23 protein-coding genes and 1 tRNA gene are annotated in these 20,351 nt (G+C 61.2%); 11 read left to right on the top strand and 13 right to left on the bottom strand.

The genetic code is table 11. The features are described 5' to 3' along the window. Position 1 precedes the first annotated feature (1 nt). The 8 genes from KUD11_RS05295 to KUD11_RS05260 form a co-directional block, all read right to left on the bottom strand. Positions 2–319, bottom strand: a complete 318-nt coding sequence (locus KUD11_RS05295) for a succinate dehydrogenase (protein WP_109385955.1) — start codon at positions 317–319, stop codon at positions 2–4. Further along, positions 319–2,124 carry a succinate dehydrogenase flavoprotein subunit gene (gene sdhA, locus KUD11_RS05290; protein ID WP_109385957.1) on the bottom strand — a complete coding sequence of 602 codons (1,806 nt, stop codon included), beginning with the start codon at positions 2,122–2,124 and terminating at the stop codon, positions 319–321. The genes KUD11_RS05295 and sdhA overlap by 1 nt, the downstream gene beginning before the upstream one ends. Before the next feature lie 18 nt (positions 2,125–2,142). Further along, positions 2,143–2,514 carry a succinate dehydrogenase, hydrophobic membrane anchor protein gene (gene sdhD / locus KUD11_RS05285; RefSeq protein WP_109385959.1) on the bottom strand — a complete coding sequence of 124 codons (372 nt, stop codon included), beginning with the start codon at positions 2,512–2,514 and terminating at the stop codon, positions 2,143–2,145. Between the two features lie 14 nt (positions 2,515–2,528). Further along, entirely contained in the window at positions 2,529–2,912 is a 384-nt protein-coding gene (gene sdhC / locus KUD11_RS05280; protein WP_109385961.1) for a succinate dehydrogenase, cytochrome b556 subunit, read from the bottom strand. 353 nt (positions 2,913–3,265) lie between these two features. Then, positions 3,266–4,297 carry a MaoC family dehydratase gene (locus KUD11_RS05275; RefSeq protein ID WP_109385963.1) on the bottom strand — a complete coding sequence of 344 codons (1,032 nt, stop codon included), beginning with the start codon at positions 4,295–4,297 and terminating at the stop codon, positions 3,266–3,268. Positions 4,298–4,299: 2 nt separating this feature from the next. Further along, a complete protein-coding gene (locus KUD11_RS05270) occupies positions 4,300–4,503 on the bottom strand; it encodes a DUF1737 domain-containing protein (protein WP_109385965.1) in 204 nt (67 codons plus the stop codon). A gap of 3 nt (positions 4,504–4,506) precedes the next feature. Further along, positions 4,507–5,058 (bottom strand): NnrU family protein, encoded by a 552-nt coding sequence (locus KUD11_RS05265; RefSeq protein ID WP_109385967.1) that lies wholly within the window; start codon positions 5,056–5,058, stop codon positions 4,507–4,509. Continuing rightward, positions 5,058–5,918, bottom strand: a complete 861-nt coding sequence (locus KUD11_RS05260; RefSeq protein ID WP_109385969.1) for an HpcH/HpaI aldolase/citrate lyase family protein — start codon at positions 5,916–5,918, stop codon at positions 5,058–5,060. Before KUD11_RS05260 ends, KUD11_RS05265 begins: the two co-directional genes overlap by 1 nt. 203 nt (positions 5,919–6,121) lie before the next feature. Here KUD11_RS05260 and KUD11_RS05255 point away from each other — a divergent pair, with 203 nt between their 5' ends. Next, a complete protein-coding gene (locus KUD11_RS05255) occupies positions 6,122–6,427 on the top strand; it encodes a hypothetical protein (protein WP_397545201.1) in 306 nt (101 codons plus the stop codon). A 122-nt stretch (positions 6,428–6,549) separates the two neighbouring features. Further along, positions 6,550–7,512: a malate dehydrogenase gene (mdh, locus tag KUD11_RS05250; RefSeq protein WP_109385973.1), complete on the top strand. Its 963-nt coding sequence runs from the start codon at positions 6,550–6,552 to the stop codon at positions 7,510–7,512. 59 nt (positions 7,513–7,571) lie between these two features. Here the strand turns inward: mdh and KUD11_RS05245 are convergent, their stop codons facing one another. Next, positions 7,572–8,123, bottom strand: a complete 552-nt coding sequence (locus KUD11_RS05245) for a LysE family translocator (RefSeq protein ID WP_224380291.1) — start codon at positions 8,121–8,123, stop codon at positions 7,572–7,574. Between KUD11_RS05245 and KUD11_RS05240 the strand changes: the two genes are divergently transcribed. Then, the gene (locus KUD11_RS05240; protein ID WP_224380312.1) at positions 8,056–8,211 is read left to right on the top strand and encodes a hypothetical protein; all 156 of its coding nucleotides are present in this window, start codon (positions 8,056–8,058) and stop codon (positions 8,209–8,211) included. The two genes, KUD11_RS05245 and KUD11_RS05240, sit on opposite strands and share 68 nt — an antisense overlap. Before the next feature lie 54 nt (positions 8,212–8,265). Here the strand turns inward: KUD11_RS05240 and KUD11_RS05235 are convergent, their stop codons facing one another. Continuing rightward, positions 8,266–9,258, bottom strand: coding sequence for a glycosyltransferase family 2 protein (locus tag KUD11_RS05235; RefSeq protein WP_109385975.1), 993 nt, complete (start codon positions 9,256–9,258; stop codon positions 8,266–8,268). Between the two features lie 279 nt (positions 9,259–9,537). Here KUD11_RS05235 and sucC point away from each other — a divergent pair, with 279 nt between their 5' ends. From sucC to KUD11_RS05205, 6 genes are all read left to right on the top strand, one after another. After that, positions 9,538–10,731, top strand: coding sequence for an ADP-forming succinate--CoA ligase subunit beta (gene sucC / locus KUD11_RS05230; RefSeq protein ID WP_109385977.1), 1,194 nt, complete (start codon positions 9,538–9,540; stop codon positions 10,729–10,731). Between the two features lie 132 nt (positions 10,732–10,863). After that, positions 10,864–11,745 carry a succinate--CoA ligase subunit alpha gene (gene sucD / locus KUD11_RS05225; RefSeq protein ID WP_109385979.1) on the top strand — a complete coding sequence of 294 codons (882 nt, stop codon included), beginning with the start codon at positions 10,864–10,866 and terminating at the stop codon, positions 11,743–11,745. Continuing rightward, positions 11,746–11,925, top strand: a complete 180-nt coding sequence (locus tag KUD11_RS05220; protein ID WP_109385981.1) for a hypothetical protein — start codon at positions 11,746–11,748, stop codon at positions 11,923–11,925. Between the two features lie 46 nt (positions 11,926–11,971). Next, complete coding sequence (locus KUD11_RS05215; protein ID WP_109385983.1) at positions 11,972–14,929, top strand: 2-oxoglutarate dehydrogenase E1 component; 2,958 nt, start codon at positions 11,972–11,974, stop codon at positions 14,927–14,929. A gap of 3 nt (positions 14,930–14,932) precedes the next feature. Further along, positions 14,933–16,441 carry a 2-oxoglutarate dehydrogenase complex dihydrolipoyllysine-residue succinyltransferase gene (odhB, locus tag KUD11_RS05210; RefSeq protein ID WP_109385985.1) on the top strand — a complete coding sequence of 503 codons (1,509 nt, stop codon included), beginning with the start codon at positions 14,933–14,935 and terminating at the stop codon, positions 16,439–16,441. A gap of 457 nt (positions 16,442–16,898) precedes the next feature. Further along, on the top strand, positions 16,899–17,297 hold the full coding sequence (locus tag KUD11_RS05205; protein ID WP_109385990.1) for an MAPEG family protein: 399 nt from the start codon (positions 16,899–16,901) through the stop codon (positions 17,295–17,297). Between the two features lie 111 nt (positions 17,298–17,408). Here KUD11_RS05205 and KUD11_RS05200 read toward each other — a convergent pair. Together KUD11_RS05200 and KUD11_RS05195 are read right to left on the bottom strand one after the other, a co-directional pair. Continuing rightward, positions 17,409–17,484: transfer RNA gene (locus tag KUD11_RS05200), tRNA-Ala, on the bottom strand. An 88-nt stretch (positions 17,485–17,572) separates the two neighbouring features. Then, complete coding sequence (locus tag KUD11_RS05195) at positions 17,573–17,902, bottom strand: TIGR02300 family protein (RefSeq protein WP_109385992.1); 330 nt, start codon at positions 17,900–17,902, stop codon at positions 17,573–17,575. Positions 17,903–18,018: 116 nt separating this feature from the next. Between KUD11_RS05195 and KUD11_RS05190 the strand changes: the two genes are divergently transcribed. Next, on the top strand, positions 18,019–18,702 hold the full coding sequence (locus KUD11_RS05190) for a M48 family metallopeptidase (RefSeq protein WP_109388199.1): 684 nt from the start codon (positions 18,019–18,021) through the stop codon (positions 18,700–18,702). Between the two features lie 31 nt (positions 18,703–18,733). Further along, positions 18,734–19,381: a GntR family transcriptional regulator gene (locus KUD11_RS05185; RefSeq protein ID WP_109385994.1), complete on the top strand. Its 648-nt coding sequence runs from the start codon at positions 18,734–18,736 to the stop codon at positions 19,379–19,381. On the opposite strand, the gene KUD11_RS05180 is transcribed toward KUD11_RS05185, so the two are convergent. Continuing rightward, the gene (locus KUD11_RS05180; RefSeq protein ID WP_109385996.1) at positions 19,378–20,340 is read right to left on the bottom strand and encodes an acetyl-CoA carboxylase carboxyltransferase subunit alpha; all 963 of its coding nucleotides are present in this window, start codon (positions 20,338–20,340) and stop codon (positions 19,378–19,380) included. The genes KUD11_RS05185 and KUD11_RS05180 overlap by 4 nt on opposite strands. Positions 20,341–20,351 lie beyond the last annotated feature (11 nt).

Here is a 20,351-nt window from a genome sequence, read left to right as displayed (position 1 = left end):
ATCAGCCCAGCAGCGTGATGCTGTTTTGGGCAATGCACTGAACGGCCTCGGGGCGCTGTGCGATTGTCAGCACCTCCCCTGCCGTGGATTGGGTCACGCCGGTGACAGACGCCCCGGCGATGCTGATGATCTCGGATGCAGAGGCGGCGTCGATCACGCAATCGGTGATGGGGGCCGCGTTCAACCCCGGAAACCGCTCGGCCACGACGGCGTTGACTACCCCCTTGGCCCGCTCGCGCGCAATCGTGCCGGCGGCATCATTGGCTGCCGCACAGGCGCTCAGCCCGAATGCCGCCAGAATGAGCACCGCGCGACGCATCAAAACGTGCGCTCTTTCGGCGCGATCCGCTTCAGGCTGATCCCGCCTGCATCCTCGTCTGTCAAAGGCGTCTCGATGATGGGCCGGTAGCTCAACGTCACATCTGGCCCGTCCACCCGCGCAATCGAGTGAACACGCCATTTCTTGTCGTCACGCGCGCTGAAATCCTCATGCGCATGCGCCCCCCGGCTCTCATGGCGCGCCTCGGCGCCCGCGATGGTGGCCAGCGCGTTCGGCATGAGATTGGTCAGCTCAAGCGTTTCCATCAGATCACTGTTCCAGATCAGGCTGCGGTCCGTGACCTTGATATCTGGCATCTTGCGGGCGATGGCGTCCATCTTGTCCACGCCATCCTTCATCGTCTTCGACGCACGGAAAACGGCAGCGTCGGCTTGCATGGTGCGCTGCATCTCAAGGCGCAGGGCGGCAGTGGGCATGGCCCCATCCGCATGGCGCAGCGCATCGAAACGGTCAAACGCCTTGTCGACTTGCCCCGCGTTGGTGGCGGGCACAGCGCTTTCGCGGTCCACAACCTTGCCCGCGCGGATCGCCGCAGCCCGGCCAAACACGACCAGATCGATCAGCGAATTGGACCCAAGCCTGTTCGCCCCATGCACCGACGCACAGCCGGCCTCGCCCACAGCCATCAGGCCGGGCACGATCGCATGCGGATCATCCTTGGTTGGGTTCACAACCTCGCCCCAGTAATTCGTGGGGATACCGCCCATATTGTAATGCACGGTCGGCAGAACCGGGATCGGCTCCTTGGTGACGTCAACGCCTGCAAAGACCTTCGCACTCTCGGAAATACCCGGCAGGCGCAGGTTCAGCGCCTCGGGGGGCAGGTGGCTGAGGTTGAGGTGAATATGATCGCCCTCAGCGCCCACACCGCGGCCTTCGCGGATCTCCATCGTCATACAGCGCGAGACATAATCGCGCGGCGCGAGGTCCTTATAATTGGGCGCATAACGCTCCATGAACCGCTCGCCCTCGGAATTGGTGAGGTATCCACCCTCGCCGCGCGCGCCTTCGGTGATAAGGCACCCCGCGCCGTAAATCCCGGTGGGGTGAAACTGCACAAACTCCATATCCTGAAGCGGCAGCCCCGCCCGCGCGACCATCCCGCCGCCATCGCCGGTGCAGGTATGCGCCGATGTGGCCGAGAAATACGCACGACCATAGCCGCCCGTGGCCAACACAACCGTCTTGGCGTTGAACACATGCATCGTGCCGTCATCCAGCTTCCAGCACACAACGCCGGTACATTGGCCATCGTCGGACATCTGCAAATCAATGGCGAAATACTCAATATAGAACTCGGCGTTATTCTTGAGAGATTGGCCATAAAGCGTGTGCAGAATCGCATGTCCCGTCCGGTCGGCGGCGGCGCATGTGCGTTGCACCGCGGGCCCCTCGCCAAACTCGGTCGTGTGGCCGCCAAAGGGGCGCTGATAGATCTTGCCCTCTTCCGTGCGCGAAAACGGCACGCCGTAATGCTCAAGCTCATAAACAGCCTTGGGCGCCTCACGCGCCAGATACTCCATCGCGTCCGTATCCCCGAGCCAGTCCGAGCCTTTGACCGTGTCATACATATGCCACTGCCAATGATCCGGGCCCATATTGCTCAAGGACGCGGCAATCCCACCTTGCGCCGCAACGGTGTGCGAGCGGGTGGGAAACACCTTGGTGATGCAGGCGGTGCGCAGACCCTGCTCCGCCATGCCCAGCGTGGCGCGCAAACCAGCACCCCCCGCACCCACGACCACGACGTCATAATCATGCGTCTCGTATTCGTATGCAGCCATGTCTCGTTTACTCCAACTTCAAAGGGCGATCTTGGCGATGGCAAAAAGCCCGGTCGCCATCGCGGCATAGGATAGGCAGGTCGCACCAATCAGAGCGATTTTCTGCGGTCCCCCATGGACATAGTCCTCGATCAAGGTTTGCACACCATCATTGAAGTGCTTGAACCCCACGATGATCGTGAGCCCGGCCACGATGGCGGGGAAAGGCCGCGCGAAATAGGCCACGACCTCGGCATGCTCGGAGCCAAGGATCGGCCCGAATGTGAAAACGAAAAGCGGTATGAGGATCAAAAGTGCAACCGAGCTGACCTTCATGGCCCAAAAATGATGCACGCCCGATTTGGCCGATCCAAGTCCCACCGCGCGTTTGCGGTCTGTCATATATCCCATGATCTAAAGCCCCCTCAGACGATCGCGACGGTCAAAAGCGTCAACAGCACCGAGCCGCCAATGACAAGCTTGCCCAGCATCTCTGCCTTTTCAATCTCAAGCATCGCACCGCTGTCCCAGATCAGATGCCGCACACCCGCCAGCGTGTGATACCACAGCGCCCAGAGCGACAGGACCAGCACAAGATCACCGAACCAGCTGCGCAAAACGCCGTCAGCAATCGCGAAATAGTCTGGCGATGAGGCCGCCGCAAGAAACCACCAGACGATCAACAACATCGCGAGGATCAAGGCATTGCCCGTAATCCGCGTGAGGATAGAGGTGATCGATGTCAGCTGCGGTCGGTAAATCGTCAAATGGGGTGAGAGGGGGCGCTTTCCCCGGTTCACATCGGCCATAAAGTGAGGTCCTTCAATGCTCGGCCCGCCGGGCTAAGGCGCACCATCTTTCTTCGTTTGTCTTCTTACGTTTGAGTATTGTTTTAGCGACATGCGCCGCCTTGCACAGCCCATTATCCTGCAATTTCTCTCCATACTACGAAAGAAATGGGGCCGAAACCAATTTTGTGATCACACATATTTCTCTGTGATCACAAAAATTGCACGCCTTCCCTAGAATCAGGCCCACACACCGCTTCTTCTCAGTCAAAATACTCAAAATCCACCTCTCTAAAGCGATGTGCATTTAATCTGAGGCACAGATTGGATGCAAATCGCCCACACGGTTTACAAGGGTGCGCGCGTTTTGCGTTTTAGACAGGCATCAAAACCCAGTAATCCAGATCCAGCATCACCTCAGGCAGATATTTGCCATCCGTACCCCTAAGCGCAAAGGCCTCGCCACCCTTCGTCGCCACAAGCCGCAGGCGCAGCGCGCCCACGCCCGGCGCTGACGTCTCGGCCTTATCCAATACCTCAGACCAGGCCTTGATCGTGTCGCCCGCATAGCAGGGGTTCGCGTGCGCCCCACCGTTCAGCCCCGCCACGATCTGCGCATTGGCCAGGCCGTTGAAGCTCAGTGCGCGGGCCATGGAAATCACGTGGCCGCCATAGATAAGCCGCCGCCCGTCGGGCCGCGCGCCTACGTCGAAATGCACCTTGGCCGTGTTCTGCCAGAGGCGCGTGGCCATCATATGCTCGGCTTCCTCGACGGTCACACCGTCCACATGATCAATCTGCTCACCCACGCGGTAATCGCCCCAGCGATGCGGCTCCCCCGCGAGAGTGAAATCATAATTGGTGAAATCAAGCTCGTCTGGGATCACCAGATCAGCAGCCTCCAAAGCAGGCTTCAACTCAGGGATAACGACCTCGGGAGCGGGGCTCTCAGGGTCGCGTTTGCGCACCATCGCCCAGCGCACATAATCCAGCACCACCTCGCTGCATTGGTTCATCCCCCGCGTGCGCACCCAGACAACACCGGACTTGCCGCTTGAGTTCTGCTTGAGGCCGATCACCTCGGATGTGGAATGGATCGTGTCGCCCGCATAGACCGGCTTGAGCCAGCGCCCCTCCGCATATCCCAGATTGGCCAGCGCATTGAGCGAGATATCCGGCACCGTCTTACCAAAGACCACATGAAAGGCCTCGATATCGTCCAGCGGCGCGCTTGGTAGGCCGCAGGAACGCGCGAACTCATCCGACGAGTAAAGCGCATGTCGCGCCGGGTAGAACGCATGATAAAGCGCGCGTTCTCCGCCCGACACGGTGCGCGGCACCGCGTGGTAGATCGTCTCGCCCACGGTGTAGTCCTCGAAAAAGCGCCCTGGATTGGTCTTGGCCATGTTTATTGCTCCCCTAGCTTTGTGTCGGGGGTATAGGTTCCCTCTGCATCCTTGGTCACCGCCTGCCCACATCGCATGACGCCATTGGCATGGTCATAGCCATAGGTCGGGTCACCATAGAGCACCCAACCCTTGTTGAGCGCCTCGGTCACCTTGTGGCAAAAGGCGGACGTGTCGTCGGCGGTGAGAAAACGGTAGAGTTTCATGGCTCACCCAAACGCCGGGTAGCCCAGCGCGTAATGCACCGCGACGACCAGCCCATAGACGACCAAAGTGATCACAACCGCGCTGATTTCTTTGCGCATCGGCGCAGGGGCGGGCCGCGTCCACTCACGCTGTGCGCGGTTGATCACGATGACTTCCACCACGGCCCAAGCCAGCAACCCACCAAAGAGCAGGAGCGATTCCACATTGCCGTTCACCAAGATATGCGCCAGCGCCCAGACCTTTACGGCCGTAAGCTGTGGATGCCGGATCTTGCGCGCGAGCGCGGATTTGGCACCGGAGACTGCAAAGAGGTAGATGGCAAACAACATCAGCAGGTTGTTGATGCCTACCATGGCAGGCATCCGCCCCCAGAGCACCGCACCATCGGCCATGCGGTATCCGATCACCATCAGCACGATACTGCCCAAGATCGCCACCGTCAGCGGCAGACGCCCCTTGGCCCCCATCGCCGCGCGCCGCTCAGGTGCCAGCCGTTTGAAAAGATGCGCCAGCGTCCAAAGCGCGAGCCCCGCAATCAGCACCAGAAATCCCATCACACATTCTCCATTTCTGCCACGGCCTGCGCTTTTGCGAGGATCCTCTTGGCGGCCACCACATGCAGGTTCTCCACGATCATACCGTCCACGACCGCAACCCCCTGCCCCGACGCCTTGCTTTGTTCAAATGCTTCGATTTGCCGCTCGGCCAGATCAATCTCCGACGCGGTGGGCGCAAACGCCCGGTTTGCGCCCTCAATCTGAAGTGGGTGAATCAAGGTTTTGCCGTCAAAGCCCAGATCGCGCCCCTGCTCACATTCCGCCAAAAGCCCATCACCATCGCGGAACCGGTTGTAGACCCCGTCAATCGCCACGATCCGGGCTGCGCGGGCGGCCATGATGATGCGTTGCAGCGCGTTCATGAGCGGCATCCGGTCGGCGCGCACGCGGCAGCCAAGCTCTTTGGTCAGATCATTCGTGCCCGTCACCAGCCCCGTCACCCGACCATGGGCAGCAATCTCGCGCGCGTTGAAAACGCTGGTGGGCGTCTCCATCATCACCCAAATAGGCATCGTTGCAGGCAGGAGATCGACCAGATTATCCACATCCGAAGGTGTATTCACCTTGGGCAAGAGGATCGCATCCGCGCCTGCGTCGCCCAAGACCCGCACGTCTTCCAGCCCCCATGCCGTGGTCAGCGCGTTGATCCGAACGATTTTGGCGCGTTTGCCATACCCACCGATGCGCAGCGCCTCGGCCAGCGTTTCGCGCGCCTCGGCCTTGGCATCGGGGGCGACCGCGTCCTCCAAATCAAAGATGATCGCATCGGCAGGCAGGCTGCGCGCCTTGTCGAGCGCCCGCTCCTTCGAGCCGGGGATATAGAGCACCGAGCGATAGGGATGGGTTGCTGCGTCCATGCGCCTCTCCTGAGCTAGGGTATTGCATGCGCCGGGATGCCATTTTTTGCGCCCATGCGGCAAGCGGATTCGCGCCGCAGCGCAGAGGCGCTCGGTTTTGGGTGGCAATCGCACGGCGCGTTAACCACGTTTTGGGACTTCCTGAGGCAGGGTTAAAGGCACTTCAGCGTCAGGGACATTTTAACCAGAAAGGGTATGACATGATGAAAGGACTGAGTGCCGCCCTCGCCATGGCAAGCCTTTGCGCCACACAGATCAGCGCGCAATCGGGTCCACGCTGCGCGCCCCGTGAGGTGGTGGTGGAGCATCTGGCCACGGAATACGGCGAATCGCGACAATCCATCGGCCTTGGGGCCAATAATGCAGTAATGGAGATCTTTGCCTCAGAAAGTTCCAGGACATGGACGATCATCGTCACGACCGCTTCTGGGCTCACCTGCCTGATGGCAAGCGGCCTTGCGTTTGAGACCCTGGCAGAAGCGCTCCCGACCAAGGGGCGCGACACCTGAGGGTATTTGCGTGAAAGGTATGCGCCTGCATACCGTCATGGCTTGCCCTGCGTCGCACCTTGCGCGGCACGCGGCGATTGAGTAGTCACGGGGCAAATTCAGCCAACCCCGGAGACACCCAAATGGCCAGACCCAAGATCGCCCTCATCGGCGCCGGACAGATCGGTGGCACGCTCGCCCATCTCGTCGCTCTCAAGGAATTGGGGGACGTGGTCCTCTTTGACATCGCTGAAGGGGTGCCCGAGGGCAAAGCGCTCGACATCGCTGAATCCGGCCCCTCCGAGGGGTTCGACGCCACGCTGAAGGGCACGCAAAGCTACGCTGATATCGCGGGCGCAGATGTTTGCATCGTCACCGCAGGTGTGCCCCGCAAGCCGGGGATGAGCCGCGATGACCTTCTGGGCATCAACCTCAAAGTCATGAAATCCGTGGGCGAAGGCATCCGCGATCATGCGCCAGACGCATTTGTCATCTGCATCACGAACCCACTTGATGCGATGGTCTGGGCGCTGCGCGAGTTCTCGGGCCTGCCGCATGAAAAGGTTTGCGGCATGGCGGGTGTTCTGGACAGCGCGCGCTTCCGGCACTTCCTGTCGCTTGAATTTGGCGTCAGCATGAAAGACGTCACCGCCTTTGTTCTGGGCGGGCATGGCGACACGATGGTGCCGCTCACTCGCTATTCCACCGTGGCGGGCATCCCGCTGCCCGATCTGGTCGACATGGGCTGGACCACGCAAGACAAGCTCGATGCGATCGTGCAGCGCACCCGTGATGGCGGCGCCGAAATCGTTGGGCTGCTGAAAACCGGCTCGGCGTTTTATGCCCCTGCCACCTCAGCGATTGAAATGGCCGAGGCCTTTCTCAAAGACCAAAAGCGCGTCCTGCCCTGTGCGGCCCATGTGGACGGCGCTTACGGGCTCGACGGGTTCTATGTCGGCGTGCCCACAGTGATCGGCGCGGGCGGAATCGAGAAAGTTATCGAAATCAACATGAACAAGGACGAGCAGGCGATGTTCGACAAATCCGTGGGGGCCGTCAAAGGACTCGTTTCGGCCTGCAAAGAGATCGACACCTCACTGGCTTAAGCCTGTATCAAAGCGCGACAAAGCCCCGCCGCACTCTGCGCGCGGGGCTTTTTTATGCCTCAGCGCTGAGGCTCAAAATCCTTGGTGGCCAGAAGGGCGGCGGCGGCGATCATCAAACTGCCGCAGACCTTATTGACCCTGACGAAGGAAAACCGCTTGAGCGCCGTGGCGGCCCTCAGGCCCAGCCAACCCCAGAGCAGCAAGATCGCCCCGTCCACCACAAGATAGGTCACCCCCAGCACCAAAAGCTGTGGGAGCACGGCAGCGTTCGGATCGATGAATTGCGGGAAGAGCGCGCCGAAAAACACCACCGCGAACGGGTTCGCCATGGAGGTGAAAAACCCCTGCCGAAAAAGGCGAAACCGCGTGCCAGACGCCGCCGCTTCAATCTCGCCCGCCTGCGCCTTGGAGCGGATAAGCTGCACCCCTATCCACACGAGATAGGCCACACCCAGCCATTTGATCCAGACAAAAGCCGTGGCCGAGGTTGCGATGATTGCGGCAAGGCCGAAGGCGGCAGCTGTCATCTGAAGGGAGTTCGCGGTGAGGTCCCCGGCAATGGTGAAGGCGCTTTTGCGCAGGCCATGGCAGATGCTGTTGGAGATGATCAAAAGCTGGCTGGTGTCGGGGGGAGGTGGCGAAGAACACGGCAACGGCAGCGAGATAGATCAGATAGGTGTCAAACGGCATGGGCTGTGATCCTTTTGATCTTTTGCCACTTTAAGCGTGCCGCACCCAGCCGGTCAATCGCGCTTAACTGAGCCCTTCGGTGCGCTCCGGCATCACCTCGCGCAGTGCTTTGTCAAACGCTTGCACGCTCAGATCAGGCACTTGGCCCAGCACATCTTGCAGCACAGGTGCGGGATCGAAGACCGTGTCATCAAGCAGCCCAAAGGCGCGCAGGCGGTCCAGCTCTGCGGCGCTCGCTTCCTTCAGATCCGCGTGGATACGCTCGTACCCGCCCGGCACATCGGCCATCTCGCGCGCGAGATCGACCTGCGCTTGGCGGTGCGCGGCGGTGTTGAACTCAGCCGGGTCATACATCGCATAGCGGCGCAGCTTGGCCAGCCAATGCAGCCGCGTCAGCCCATCGAAATGCAAAAGCCGGGTGGAGGTGCTGCGAAACCTCTCGGCCCGCGTGCGGGTTTTGCCCAGATGCGCCCAGTGGATGCCAAGGCGGAAACCACCATCCCACGGCACAGCGCATTTTCCCGCCGAATGGCCAAGCATGCCGTAATCGAAAAAGCGGTTCTGATCGCCAAAGATCACCGCCTCATTGTCGATCCCATCGCCCCGGCGCAGCATGGTGCGGGTGCAAAGACGGAATGCGCCGTCGAAGATGGTCTGCGCAGGGGTATCGGCGTGAAACACACGCTCGGCGACGGGGAAGTAGAGTTCGCATTCGAGGTCGCGCACGGCGGCCATTTCGGCGCCCAAGGGGCGGGATTGGACGAGGAATTCGTCGGCATCCAGATGGATGAGCCAATCCACCTCGCACCGTGCCAGCGCATGGTTTGCATTGAGGCCCTGGCGGCGGCGATGGGTGGGGGGGCGTTTGCCCGAGGGGGCAACCTCGGCCCAATGGGCCGGGTCGCAGCGGATTGCGCGCACTTCGGCCAAGGGGGCTGTCATCGGAACAGCCATATCATCCGGATCGTCGAAATAGACGTGAATTTCGGACGCACCCGTGCCCAGATGCCAGCCCAGATTGGCCAGAACCAACTGCGCGGGCTCGCGCACGGTCATGACGATGCCCCATGTTGCGCATGGTGTTGCAGGTGTCACACCTAAGCCTCTCCTTGGTTCTTTGCGGGCCCGCCTGAGGCCGCTTGCCGCCAGCGTAACGAGCGCTTGATTCCATGCCAAGGGCGAAGCTATTGCATATTTGTGATCACAGCATGAAAACGTGTGATCACAAATAGATCAAATCTGAGTCAGTTTGGCGCTAACAGGTAGAAAACCGTTTAGTCCCCCTCAATTATTATGGCTATAACCATGCCAATTAAAGCAAAACGGGACAGCTTCATGAACATCCACGAGTATCAGGCCAAGGCGCTTCTGCGCTCCTATGGCGCGCCAGTGTCCGACGGGCGCGTCGTGTTGCGCGCTGAAGAGGCAAAAACCGCCGCGGGCGAGATGGACGGACCCCTCTGGGTGGTCAAGGCGCAGATCCACGCAGGTGGGCGCGGCAAGGGCACATTCAAAGAGGCTGGTGCAGGCGAGGCAGGCGGCGTGCGCCTTACCAAATCCGTGCAGGAGGCCGCCGATGAGGCGCGCAAGATGCTGGGCCGCACCCTCGTGACGAAGCAGACGGGTCCTGCGGGCAAGCAGGTCAACCGCATCTATATCGAGGATGGTTCCGGCATCGAGACGGAGATGTATCTGGCCCTTTTGGTGGATCGCCAAACCAGCCGCATCAGCTTTGTCGCCTCGACTGAAGGCGGTATGGATATCGAGGAGGTGGCCGAGGCCACGCCTGAGAAAATCCTCAGCTTCTCCGTCGATCCCGCCACCGGGTATCAGCCTTATCATGGCCGCCGCATCGCATTTGAACTGGGCCTTTCGGGCAAGCAGGTGAAGCAATGCGTAGGCCTTATGGGGCTGCTCTACAAAGCCTTCGAGGAGAAGGACATGGAGATGCTGGAGATCAATCCGCTCATCGTGACCGATGCGGGCGATCTCAAGGTGCTGGACGCCAAGATCAGCTTTGATGGCAACGCGATCTACCGCCACGCCGACATCGCCGAGCTGCGCGACACCACCGAGGAGGACCCCAAGGAGCTGGAAGCCTCTAAGTATGACCTGAACTATATCGCACTCGATGGCGAGATTGGCTGCATGGTCAACGGCGCGGGTCTGGCCATGGCGACGATGGACATCATCAAGCTCTACGGGGCCGAGCCTGCAAACTTCCTCGACGTCGGCGGCGGGGCGACCAAGGAAAAGGTGACCGAGGCGTTCAAGATCATCACCTCCGATCCACAGGTCAAAGGCATCCTCGTGAACATCTTCGGCGGCATCATGCGCTGCGATGTGATCGCCGAGGGCGTGATCGCTGCGGTGAAAGAAGTGGGCCTCAAGGTGCCACTGGTCGTGCGGCTTGAGGGGACAAACGTGGAGAAGGGCAAGGAGATCATATCGACCTCCGGCCTCGACGTGATCGCGGCGGACAACCTGAAAGATGGCGCCGAGAAGATCGTGAAAGCGGTAAAGGGGTGAGGGCCACAAACCCCATGCTACACCGGACCAAACCCACCCTTTCCATAGGGCGAGCCCAAATTCGTGCAGGTGCAGCCAAATGCGCCATCGCCACGACGCTCGCCGCATAGTGATTAACTAAGGAGCCACAACATGGCAGTCCTCATCAATGAGCACACACGCGTAATCTGTCAGGGCCTCACCGGCTCTCAGGGCACGTTCCACACCGAACAGGCTATTGCTTATGGCACCAAGATGGTCGGCGGCGTGACCCCCGGCAAAGGCGGGCAAACGCATCTGGACCTGCCGGTCTTCAACTCGGTCCACGAGGCCAAGCATGTGACGGACGCGAACGCGTCGGTGATCTACGTGCCGCCCCCCTTCGCCGCTGATTCCATTCTTGAGGCGATCGACGCCGAGATGGAGGTGATCATCTGCATCACCGAAGGCATTCCCGTGCTGGACATGATGCGCGTCAAACGCGCGTTGGAAGGCTCCAAATCCCGCCTTGTGGGGCCCAACTGCCCCGGTGTGATCACGCCCGGCGCGTGCAAAATTGGCATCATGCCCGGCCATATCCACAAACGCGGCTCCTGCGGGGTGCTGTCGCGCTCCGGCACGCTGACCTATGAGGCCGTGAAACAAACCACCGATCTGGGGCTGGGCCAGTCCACGGCCGTGGGCATTGGCGGCGATCCCATCAAAGGGACCGAGCATATTGACGTGCTCGAATGGTTCCTCGCCGATGACGAGACGCAGAGCATCATCATGATTGGCGAGATTGGCGGCAGCGCGGAAGAAGAGGCCGCGCAGTTCCTGATTGATGAGAAGAAAAAGGGCCGCTGGAAGCCCACCGCCGGGTTCATCGCCGGGCGCACCGCCCCTCCGGGCCGCCGCATGGGCCACGCAGGTGCCATCGTTGCAGGCGGCAAGGGCGGCGCCGAGGACAAGATCGACGCCATGCGCGCCGCCGGGATTATCGTCGCCGACAGCCCTGCCCAACTGGGTGAGGCGGTGATGGAAGCGATTGGGTAAATGCGCCGCATTGCGCCCTTGATGCGGGCGGGCACGCGCCCCGCCCGTGCCTACACCCTCGCAGCCCTTGCCTGTACGACACTTGCAGCCCGCGGCTCGGATCAGCGGGTCTATTACGCATGGCAAGACGGCAGCTGGGTCTCGATCACAGCCGCTGAATACCTCGCGCTACAACCCTAGCCTCATCTCTAATCAGACCGCGCCAACCCCAAAAAGAGGTCCCCCAATGACCGACCATCCCGCCAACGATCAGTTCCACGCCTCTTCCTTCATGCAAGGCCACAATGCCGAGTATCTGGAGCAGCTCTATGCACGCTACGCCGCCGATCCGGGTGCCGTGGACGAAGCGTGGCAGGCTTTCTTTGCCGAGCTTGGGGATGCCGATCTAGATGTGAAGGCCGAGGCGCAAGGGCCATCATGGGCGCGCGCCGATTGGCCGCCTGTGCCCAATGATGACTTGACCGCGGCGCTGACCGGGGAATGGCCCACCGAAGAGGCAAAAGATGCAGGCCGCAAGATTGCCGCCAAAGCCAGCGATGCAGGTGCCGAGATTTCCGACAAGGCGATCCAGCGCGCGGTGCTGGACTCGGTCCGCGCGCTGATGCTGATCCGCGCCTACCGGATCCGGGGCCACCTCATCGCCGATCTTGACCCGCTTGGCCTGCGCGAACAGCCTCACCGCCCCGAGCTTGATCCGAAATCCTACGGCTTCACGCCCGAGGACATGGACCGGCCAATTTTCATCGACAATGTGCTGGGCCTGCAAATCGCGTCGATCCGCGAGATCCTCGGGATCGTACGGCGCACCTATTGTGGCACATTCGCGCTGCAATACATGCATATCTCCGACCCCGAGCAGGCCAATTGGCTCAAGGAGCGGATCGAAGGCTATGGCAAGGAAATCAGCTTCACCCGTGAAGGGCGCAAGGCGATCCTCAAGAAGATGGTCGAAGCCGAGGGCTTTGAGAAATACCTGCACGTCAAATACATGGGCACCAAGCGCTTCGGGCTTGATGGTGGGGAGTCGCTGATCCCTGCGATGGAGCAGATCATCAAACGCGGCGGCAACCTTGGCGTGAAAGATATCGTCGTCGGCATGCCCCACCGCGGGCGGCTTTCGGTGCTGGCCAATGTGATGGGCAAGCCCTACCGCGCAATCTTCAACGAATTTCAGGGTGGCAGCTTTAAACCCGAGGATGTGGAAGGCTCAGGCGATGTGAAATATCACCTCGGCACCTCGTCCGACCGCGAGTTTGACGGCAATACCGTCCATCTCAGCCTCACACCAAACCCCAGCCACCTTGAGGCGGTGAACCCCGTTGTTCTGGGCAAGGTCCGCGCCAAGCAGGACCAGTTCGGCGATACCGAGCGGAAGACTGTTCTGCCCATTTTGCTGCATGGCGACGCGGCCTTTGCGGGGCAAGGCGTCGTGGCCGAGTGTTTTGGTCTCTCGGGCCTCAAGGGCCACAAGACGGGCGGCACGATCCATATCGTGGTGAACAACCAGATCGGCTTTACCACCGCGCCGCATTTCTCGCGCTCCTCGCCCTACCCTACGGATATCGCCCTGATGGTGGAGGCGCCGATTTTCCACGTGAACGGCGATGACCCGGAAGCGGTGGTGCATGCCGCCAAGGTCGCCACCGAGTTCCGGCAGAAATTCCAGAAAGACGTGGTTGTCGATATCATCTGCTACCGCCGCTTTGGTCATAACGAGGGCGATGAGCCCATGTTTACCAACCCGGTGATGTATAAAAAGATCAAGACTCAGAAGACCACGCTCAGCCTCTATACCGAGCGTTTGGTCCGGGACGGCCTCATCCCCGAGGGCGAGGTCGAGGATATGAAAACTGCGTTTCAGGCCCATCTCGCGGATGAGTTTGAGGCAGGCACGACCTACAAGCCCAACAAGGCCGATTGGCTCGATGGGAAGTGGTCACATCTGAACCGTCACAAGGACGACTATCAGCGCGGCCAGACGGCGATCGAGGAAGAGACGTTTCACGAGATCGGCCGCGCGCTGACCACTGCGCCTGAAAATTTCCCAATCCACAAGACCATTGGCCGTCTAATGGAGGCCAAGCGCAAGATGTTCGAGACCGGCGAGGGGTTCGACTGGGCCACGGGCGAGGCGCTTGCGTTCGGCTCGCTCGCCGTCGAGGGCTTCCCGGTGCGCCTGTCGGGTCAGGACAGCGCGCGCGGCACATTCAGCCAGCGCCACTCGGCCTATATCAACCAAGATAACGAGGATCGGTATTATCCGCTCAACAACATCCGCGAGGGGCAGGCCCGCTATGAGGTCATCGATTCGATGCTTTCGGAATACGCGGTGCTTGGGTTCGAGTATGGCTACACGTTGGCCGAGCCCAATGCCCTGACGCTCTGGGAGGCGCAATTTGGTGATTTCGCCAATGGCGCACAGATCATGTTTGATCAGTTCATCTCAAGCGGCGAGAGCAAATGGCTGCGCATGTCCGGCCTCGTCTGCCTGCTGCCGCACGGGTATGAGGGCCAAGGCCCCGAGCACAGCTCTGCCCGGTTGGAGCGCTTCCTGACCATGTGCGGCGGCGACAACTGGATCGTGGCCAATTGCACGACGCCTGCGAATTACTTCCACCTGCTGCGCCGCCAATTGCACCGCACCTTCCGCAAACCGCTGATCCTGATGACGCCCAAGTCGCTGCTGCGTAACAAGATGGCCGTCAGCCGGGCCGAGGAGTTTACCATCGGGTCCAGCTTCCACCGCGTGCTCTGGGACGATGCGCAATACGGCAATTCCGACACCAAACTTGTGGCCGATGACAAGATCAAACGCGTCGTCATGTGCTCGGGCAAGGTCTATTTCGACCTGCTGGAGGAACGCGATGCGCGCGGCATCACCGATGTCTATCTGCTGCGGATTGAGCAGTTCTACCCCTTCCCGGCAATCTCCATGGTGGGTGAGCTGGAACGGTTCAAAGGTGCCGAAATGGTCTGGTGTCAGGAAGAGCCTAAGAACCAAGGCGCATGGAACTTCATCGAGCCGAATATCGAGTGGGTTCTGGGCCGTATCGACGCCAAACACCCGCGCGCGACCTATGCAGGACGCGCCGCTTCCGCCTCCCCCGCCACGGGTCTGGCCAGCCAGCACAAAACACAACAAGAAGCGCTCATCGATGACGCGCTGACCATCAAAGGAAACTGAGCCATGTCCACAGAAGTCCGCGTGCCCACCTTGGGCGAATCCGTGTCCGAGGCCACCGTTGCCACATGGTTCAAGAAACCCGGTGATACGGTCGAGGCCGATGAAATGCTCTGCGAATTGGAGACCGACAAGGTCACCGTCGAAGTGCCTGCCCCCGCCGCAGGAATGATGGGCGAGATCGTTGCCGCCGAAGGTGAAACTGTCGGCGTGAACGCGCTTCTGGCTGTCATCTCGGAAGGCGCGGGCGATGCCTCTGCAAAGGCTGAAAAGGCGGCGCCCGCAGCCACTGAGACACCTGCCTCAGGTGGCGCGTCTGTTGACGTGATGGTCCCGACCTTGGGCGAGAGTGTGACCGAGGCGACAGTCTCCACATGGTTCAAGGCCGTGGGCGATACCGTCGCCGCCGACGAAATGCTCTGCGAGCTGGAGACCGACAAGGTCTCGGTCGAGGTTCCTTCGCCCTCCGCAGGTGTGATCACCGAAATCCTCGCCGCCGAAGGTGACACGGTGCAGGCCAGCGGCAAGCTCGCCGTGCTGAGCGCGGGCAGCGCAAGCGCCTCCTCCGCCCCAGCCAGCGCTCCTGCGGCGGCACCCGCCGCCGCACCGGCCAAGGATATCGAGAACGCCCCATCGGCCAAGAAAGCAATGGCCGAGGCTGGGCTGAACGCCGACCAGATCACCGGCACCGGAAAGGATGGCCGCATCATGAAAGAGGACGTGGCAAAGGCGGCCAGCGCCCCACGCGCTATGACTCCAGCGGCCCCCGCGCCCGCCGCCACTGCCCCCCGCGCGCCCGTCTCCGCCGATGACGCCGCCCGCGAGGAGCGTGTGAAGATGACGCGCCTGCGCCAGACCATCGCGCGCCGCCTGAAAGACAGCCAGAACACCGCCGCCATGCTCACCACCTATAACGAGGTGGATATGACCGAGGTGATGGCGCTGCGAAACGCCTACAAGGACCAATTCTTCAAAAAACACGGCGTGAAACTCGGCTTCATGTCCTTCTTCACCAAGGCCTGCGTGCATGCACTGAAAGAGGTCCCCGAGGTCAACGCCGAGATCGACGGCACCGATATCGTCTACAAGAACTTCGTCCATATGGGCATCGCCGCCGGCACGCCCACAGGCCTCGTGGTCCCGGTGATCCGTGACGCGGACGCGATGAGCTTTGCCAGCATCGAGAAAGCCATCGCCGAAAAAGGCGCGCGCGCCCGCGATGGCAAGCTCTCCATGGCCGAAATGCAGGGCGGCACATTCACCATCTCCAACGGCGGCGTCTACGGCTCACTCATGTCCTCACCCATCCTCAACCCGCCGCAATCGGGCATCCTCGGGATGCACAAAATCCAGGACCGCCCCATGGCAGTGGGCGGAGAGGTGGTCATCCGCCCCATGATGTATCTCGCGCTGAGCTACGACCACCGCATCGTGGACGGCAAAGGCGCTGTGACGTTCTTGGTGCGGGTGAAAGAGGCCCTGGAGGATCCAAGACGGTTGTTGATGGATTTGTGAGGTATTGCGATGGGGCTGAGCTCTACCCTACGCTGCGTCAAAACTTACCCGCTCATCGACAGGTATTGGTAAAATGGAATCGGAGCCTTCAGAAATCTCCAGAAGAGACCGCGCGCATGAACTTGGCCTGTCTTATGTCAGGACCACTGTTCTACTAAACGGAGGAGCCATCCTAGCTCTGCTATCGTTTCTTGGAAACGCCAGCCAAGACGCACTGGTGCAATTCGAATTGCAAAGCATCAAACTTGCACTTCTGTGCTTTCTGGTTGGAATTTCGAGTATGTTAGTGGCTCTGTTAGTGTCTTACTCATACGATGCGATGCCAACCGAAAGCAGCTACAGTCGATTTTGGAGCGAAAACATTGTCCGCGTTAACTCGTTCCTTGGAGCGCTTTCATTGTTCGGGTTCGTTGCGGGCGTGATTTGGCTCATACTAGGCGCTGGAGTTCCAACATAAATGACCCCCGAACTCACAGCCCTCACCCTCGCCGCCCTCCTCCAAGTCGCACAATTCGCCCTCATGGCGATCCCCGCCAACATGGAACTTGGCCCCGCCAAAACCATGTCCCCGCGTGACAAGGGCACTCTCCAAGAACAACTGAGCCCCAAGACGGCCCGCCTCGCCCGCGCCCTCAACAACCATTTCGAGGGCCTTATCCTCTTCACCATCGCCTGCCTCGTGATCACGCTAACAAACCAATCCACCCCCCTCACCGCCGCCTGCGCCTATATCTACCTCACCGCCCGCATCGCCTACGTCCCGGCCTACGCGTTCGGCCTCGCCCCATGGCGCTCCCTCATCTGGGCCATAGGCTTCGGTGCCACAACAACCATGCTGATCGCAGCCCTGCTCTAAGGGCTTTCTTCTTGGCGAAAATACTCAAAAACAACGCCAAAAGACGCGGCAAACCGCATCCGAAAGCAACCAAAAACGCTCTGAAAATAACCCCTCATCACGAGAAGGGTTTGGTGGAGCCTAGCGGGATCGAACCGCTGACCTCCTGCATGCCATGCAGGCGCTCTCCCAGCTGAGCTAAGGCCCCATCGGTGCAGGGACGTATCCCTGCTGGCCGCTAGTTAGTCAAAGCGCGGGGTGGGTTCAAGCCCAAAATCCCGCGCTTTGGGCAATCCTCAATCGTCGTCGTCAGCCGCGACATCCGCGATCTCGTCCAGCGGGACGGTATCGTCGTCGTCATCGTCTTCGAGCACATCATCGCCCAGATCGACGTCGACATCATCGTCATCATCATCATCGTCGAGCACCACATCATCGGCGTCGGCGTCTTTCATCTTCTTGGTCTCGGCATCTTCGGCATCGGCCTTGATCGAGCGGCTCTTGCCGGTCGCAAGCTCGACAACCTCGCCCGTGTAGGGGCTGATGATCGGGGTCTTGTTCAGATCATAAAAGCGCTGACCTGTGGTCGGGCAAAGGCGTTTGACGCCCCATTCTTCTTTGGGCATGGGTGCTTCCCTTCCGCATCATGGGTCTTGTGAACGATCAGCGCCAACTGCCATAACGGCGCAGGGGTGTCAAAGGCTTTGACTCCCGCCAAGCGGCGCGACCTATGGGAGAGCATATGGGCCAGCACATCCTTCCCGGCAACCCCCCCATTGCGATCACGTTGCGAAGGTCGGCTCAGGCACGGCGCATATCACTTCGGGTAAGCGCCCTTGACGGGCGGGTCACACTGACCCTACCGCCCGGATTGCCCGAGGCAGAGGCACTCAGTTTTGCGCGGCAAAAGCAGGCATGGCTCGCAGGGCATCTGGCACGACAGCCCGACGATGTGACCATTGCGCCTGGCGCGTCCCTGCCGGTGGAGGGTGAGACGCTGGAGCTTCGCACCGGGTCCGGGCGGCGGGTGCACCGCGAGGGCGGCGCACTTTACGTGCCCGGCCCTGTCGCGCCTCGGGTGCAGGCATGGCTCAAAACACTGGCGCGCGAGCGTCTGGTGGCCGCATCGGATCACTATTCGGGTGTTTTGGGGCGGCCCTACAGCCGCATCACCCTGCGTGATACGCGCTCGCGCTGGGCGTCATGCTCGTCCACGGGCGCGCTCAATTATTCCTGGCGGCTGATCATGGCCCCGCCTGACGTGCTTGATTACGTGGCCGCCCATGAGGTCGCGCATCTGGCCGAGATGAACCACTCACAGGCCTTCTGGGATATCGTGGCGCGGCTCTGCCCCGGCTATGACGCACACCGCCTCTGGCTCAAGACCCACGGCACCGCGCTGCACCGCTACCGCTTCGGGGATTGACCGGGGCGCAGTTTGTGATCACAAACGCCTCATGCTAGAAGCACCCCGCCCAGATCCGACCCCCGCCGCCCATGACCGCGTCTATCGCGGTCTGCGCACCCGCATCCTGCATGGCGAGATCGCGCCGGGCGCGTCGCTGACCCTGCGCGGCATCGGCAAGGAGTTCGACGTCTCCATGACCCCGGCCCGCGAGGCGCTGCGTCGCCTTGTCGCCGAGGGCGCGCTAAGCCTGAGTAATTCGGGCCGCGTCTCCACGCCCGAGCTGAGCAATGACCGGATCGAAGAGCTGGCCGCCTTGCGCGCGCTCATCGAGGTGGAGCTGGCCAGCCGTGCGTTGCCGCGCGCGCATATGGCGCTGATTGATCGGCTGACCCAGATCAACGGGCGCATCGCCGAGGATATCGCGCGCCAGGATGCCGTCGCCTATATTCGCCGCAATCTGGAATTTCACCGCACGCTCTATCTGCGCGCTCAAGCGCCTGCGATGCTGGCCATGGCCGAGACGGTGTGGCTACAGCTTGGACCCACCATGCGGGCGCTCTATGGCCGCCTACGCGCGAAGGAGCCGCCGCCTTATCACCGCTTGATGATCGCAGCCCTCAAAGCAGGCGATGAGCCGGGGCTGCGCCTCGCCGTTCGCTCGGACGTGACGCAAGGGCTGAGAATGTTGACGAGCTAGGCTGCCAGCCCTTTGGCGCCAATGTTAAGGAATTTCTCGCGCCGGGTGCGGATCAGCACCTTGGGTGATTTGCCGTCGAGCTCGGCCAGCATGGAGGTGATCGCGCGACCCACAGAAGCGATCGCCTCGGACGGGGCTCGATGCGCGCCGCCCATCGGCTCCTCAATGATCCGGTCCGCCACGCCCAGCTTGATCAAATCCTGGGCCGTCAGGCGCAGCGCCTCTGCCGCCTCGCGCATTTTTTCCGCATCCTTCCACAGGATCGACGCACAGCCCTCAGGGCTGATCACGGAATAGACTGAATGCTCCAGCATCGCGATCCGGTTGGCGGTGGCAAAGGCCACGGCCCCGCCCGATCCGCCCTCGCCGATGATGACGCTAACCAGCGGCACACCGATGCTCAGACACGCCTCGGTCGAGCGGGCAATCGCCTCGGACTGGCCGCGCTCCTCGGCGCCCTTGCCGGGATAGGCGCCGGGCGTGTCCACAAGCGTGACCACAGGCAGGCCAAACTTGCCCGCCATCTCCATCAGCCGGATTGCCTTGCGATATCCTTCAGGGCGGGCCATGCCGAAATTCCGCTCAATCCGGGATTTGGTGTCGTTGCCCTTCTCGTGGCCGATCACCATCACGGGCCGGTCACCCAGACGGGCGAGCCCCCCCATCACGGCGTGATCATCGGCAAAGTTCCGATCCCCCGCCAGCGGTGTGTATTCGGTGAAAAGCGCACTAATGTAATCGCGGCAATGCGGCCTCTCGGGGTGGCGCGCAACCTGACATTTGCGCCAGGGCGTGAGGTCCTTGTAGAGGTCGCGCAGCATTTGCGCCGCTTTGGTATCGAGCGCGCCCGCCTCAGCGTCGACATCCACACCTTCGCCCGCAAGAGCCATGGCGCGCAGCTCGGCTGCCTTGCCTTCAATCTCCGCCAGCGGTTTTTCAAAATCGAGGTAGTTGGTCATGATGCGCCCTC

This window comes from Roseovarius carneus (assembly GCF_020141465.1).
Lineage (GTDB): Bacteria > Pseudomonadota > Alphaproteobacteria > Rhodobacterales > Rhodobacteraceae > Roseovarius > Roseovarius carneus.
This window is presented reverse-complemented; position numbering and strand designations above follow the sequence as displayed.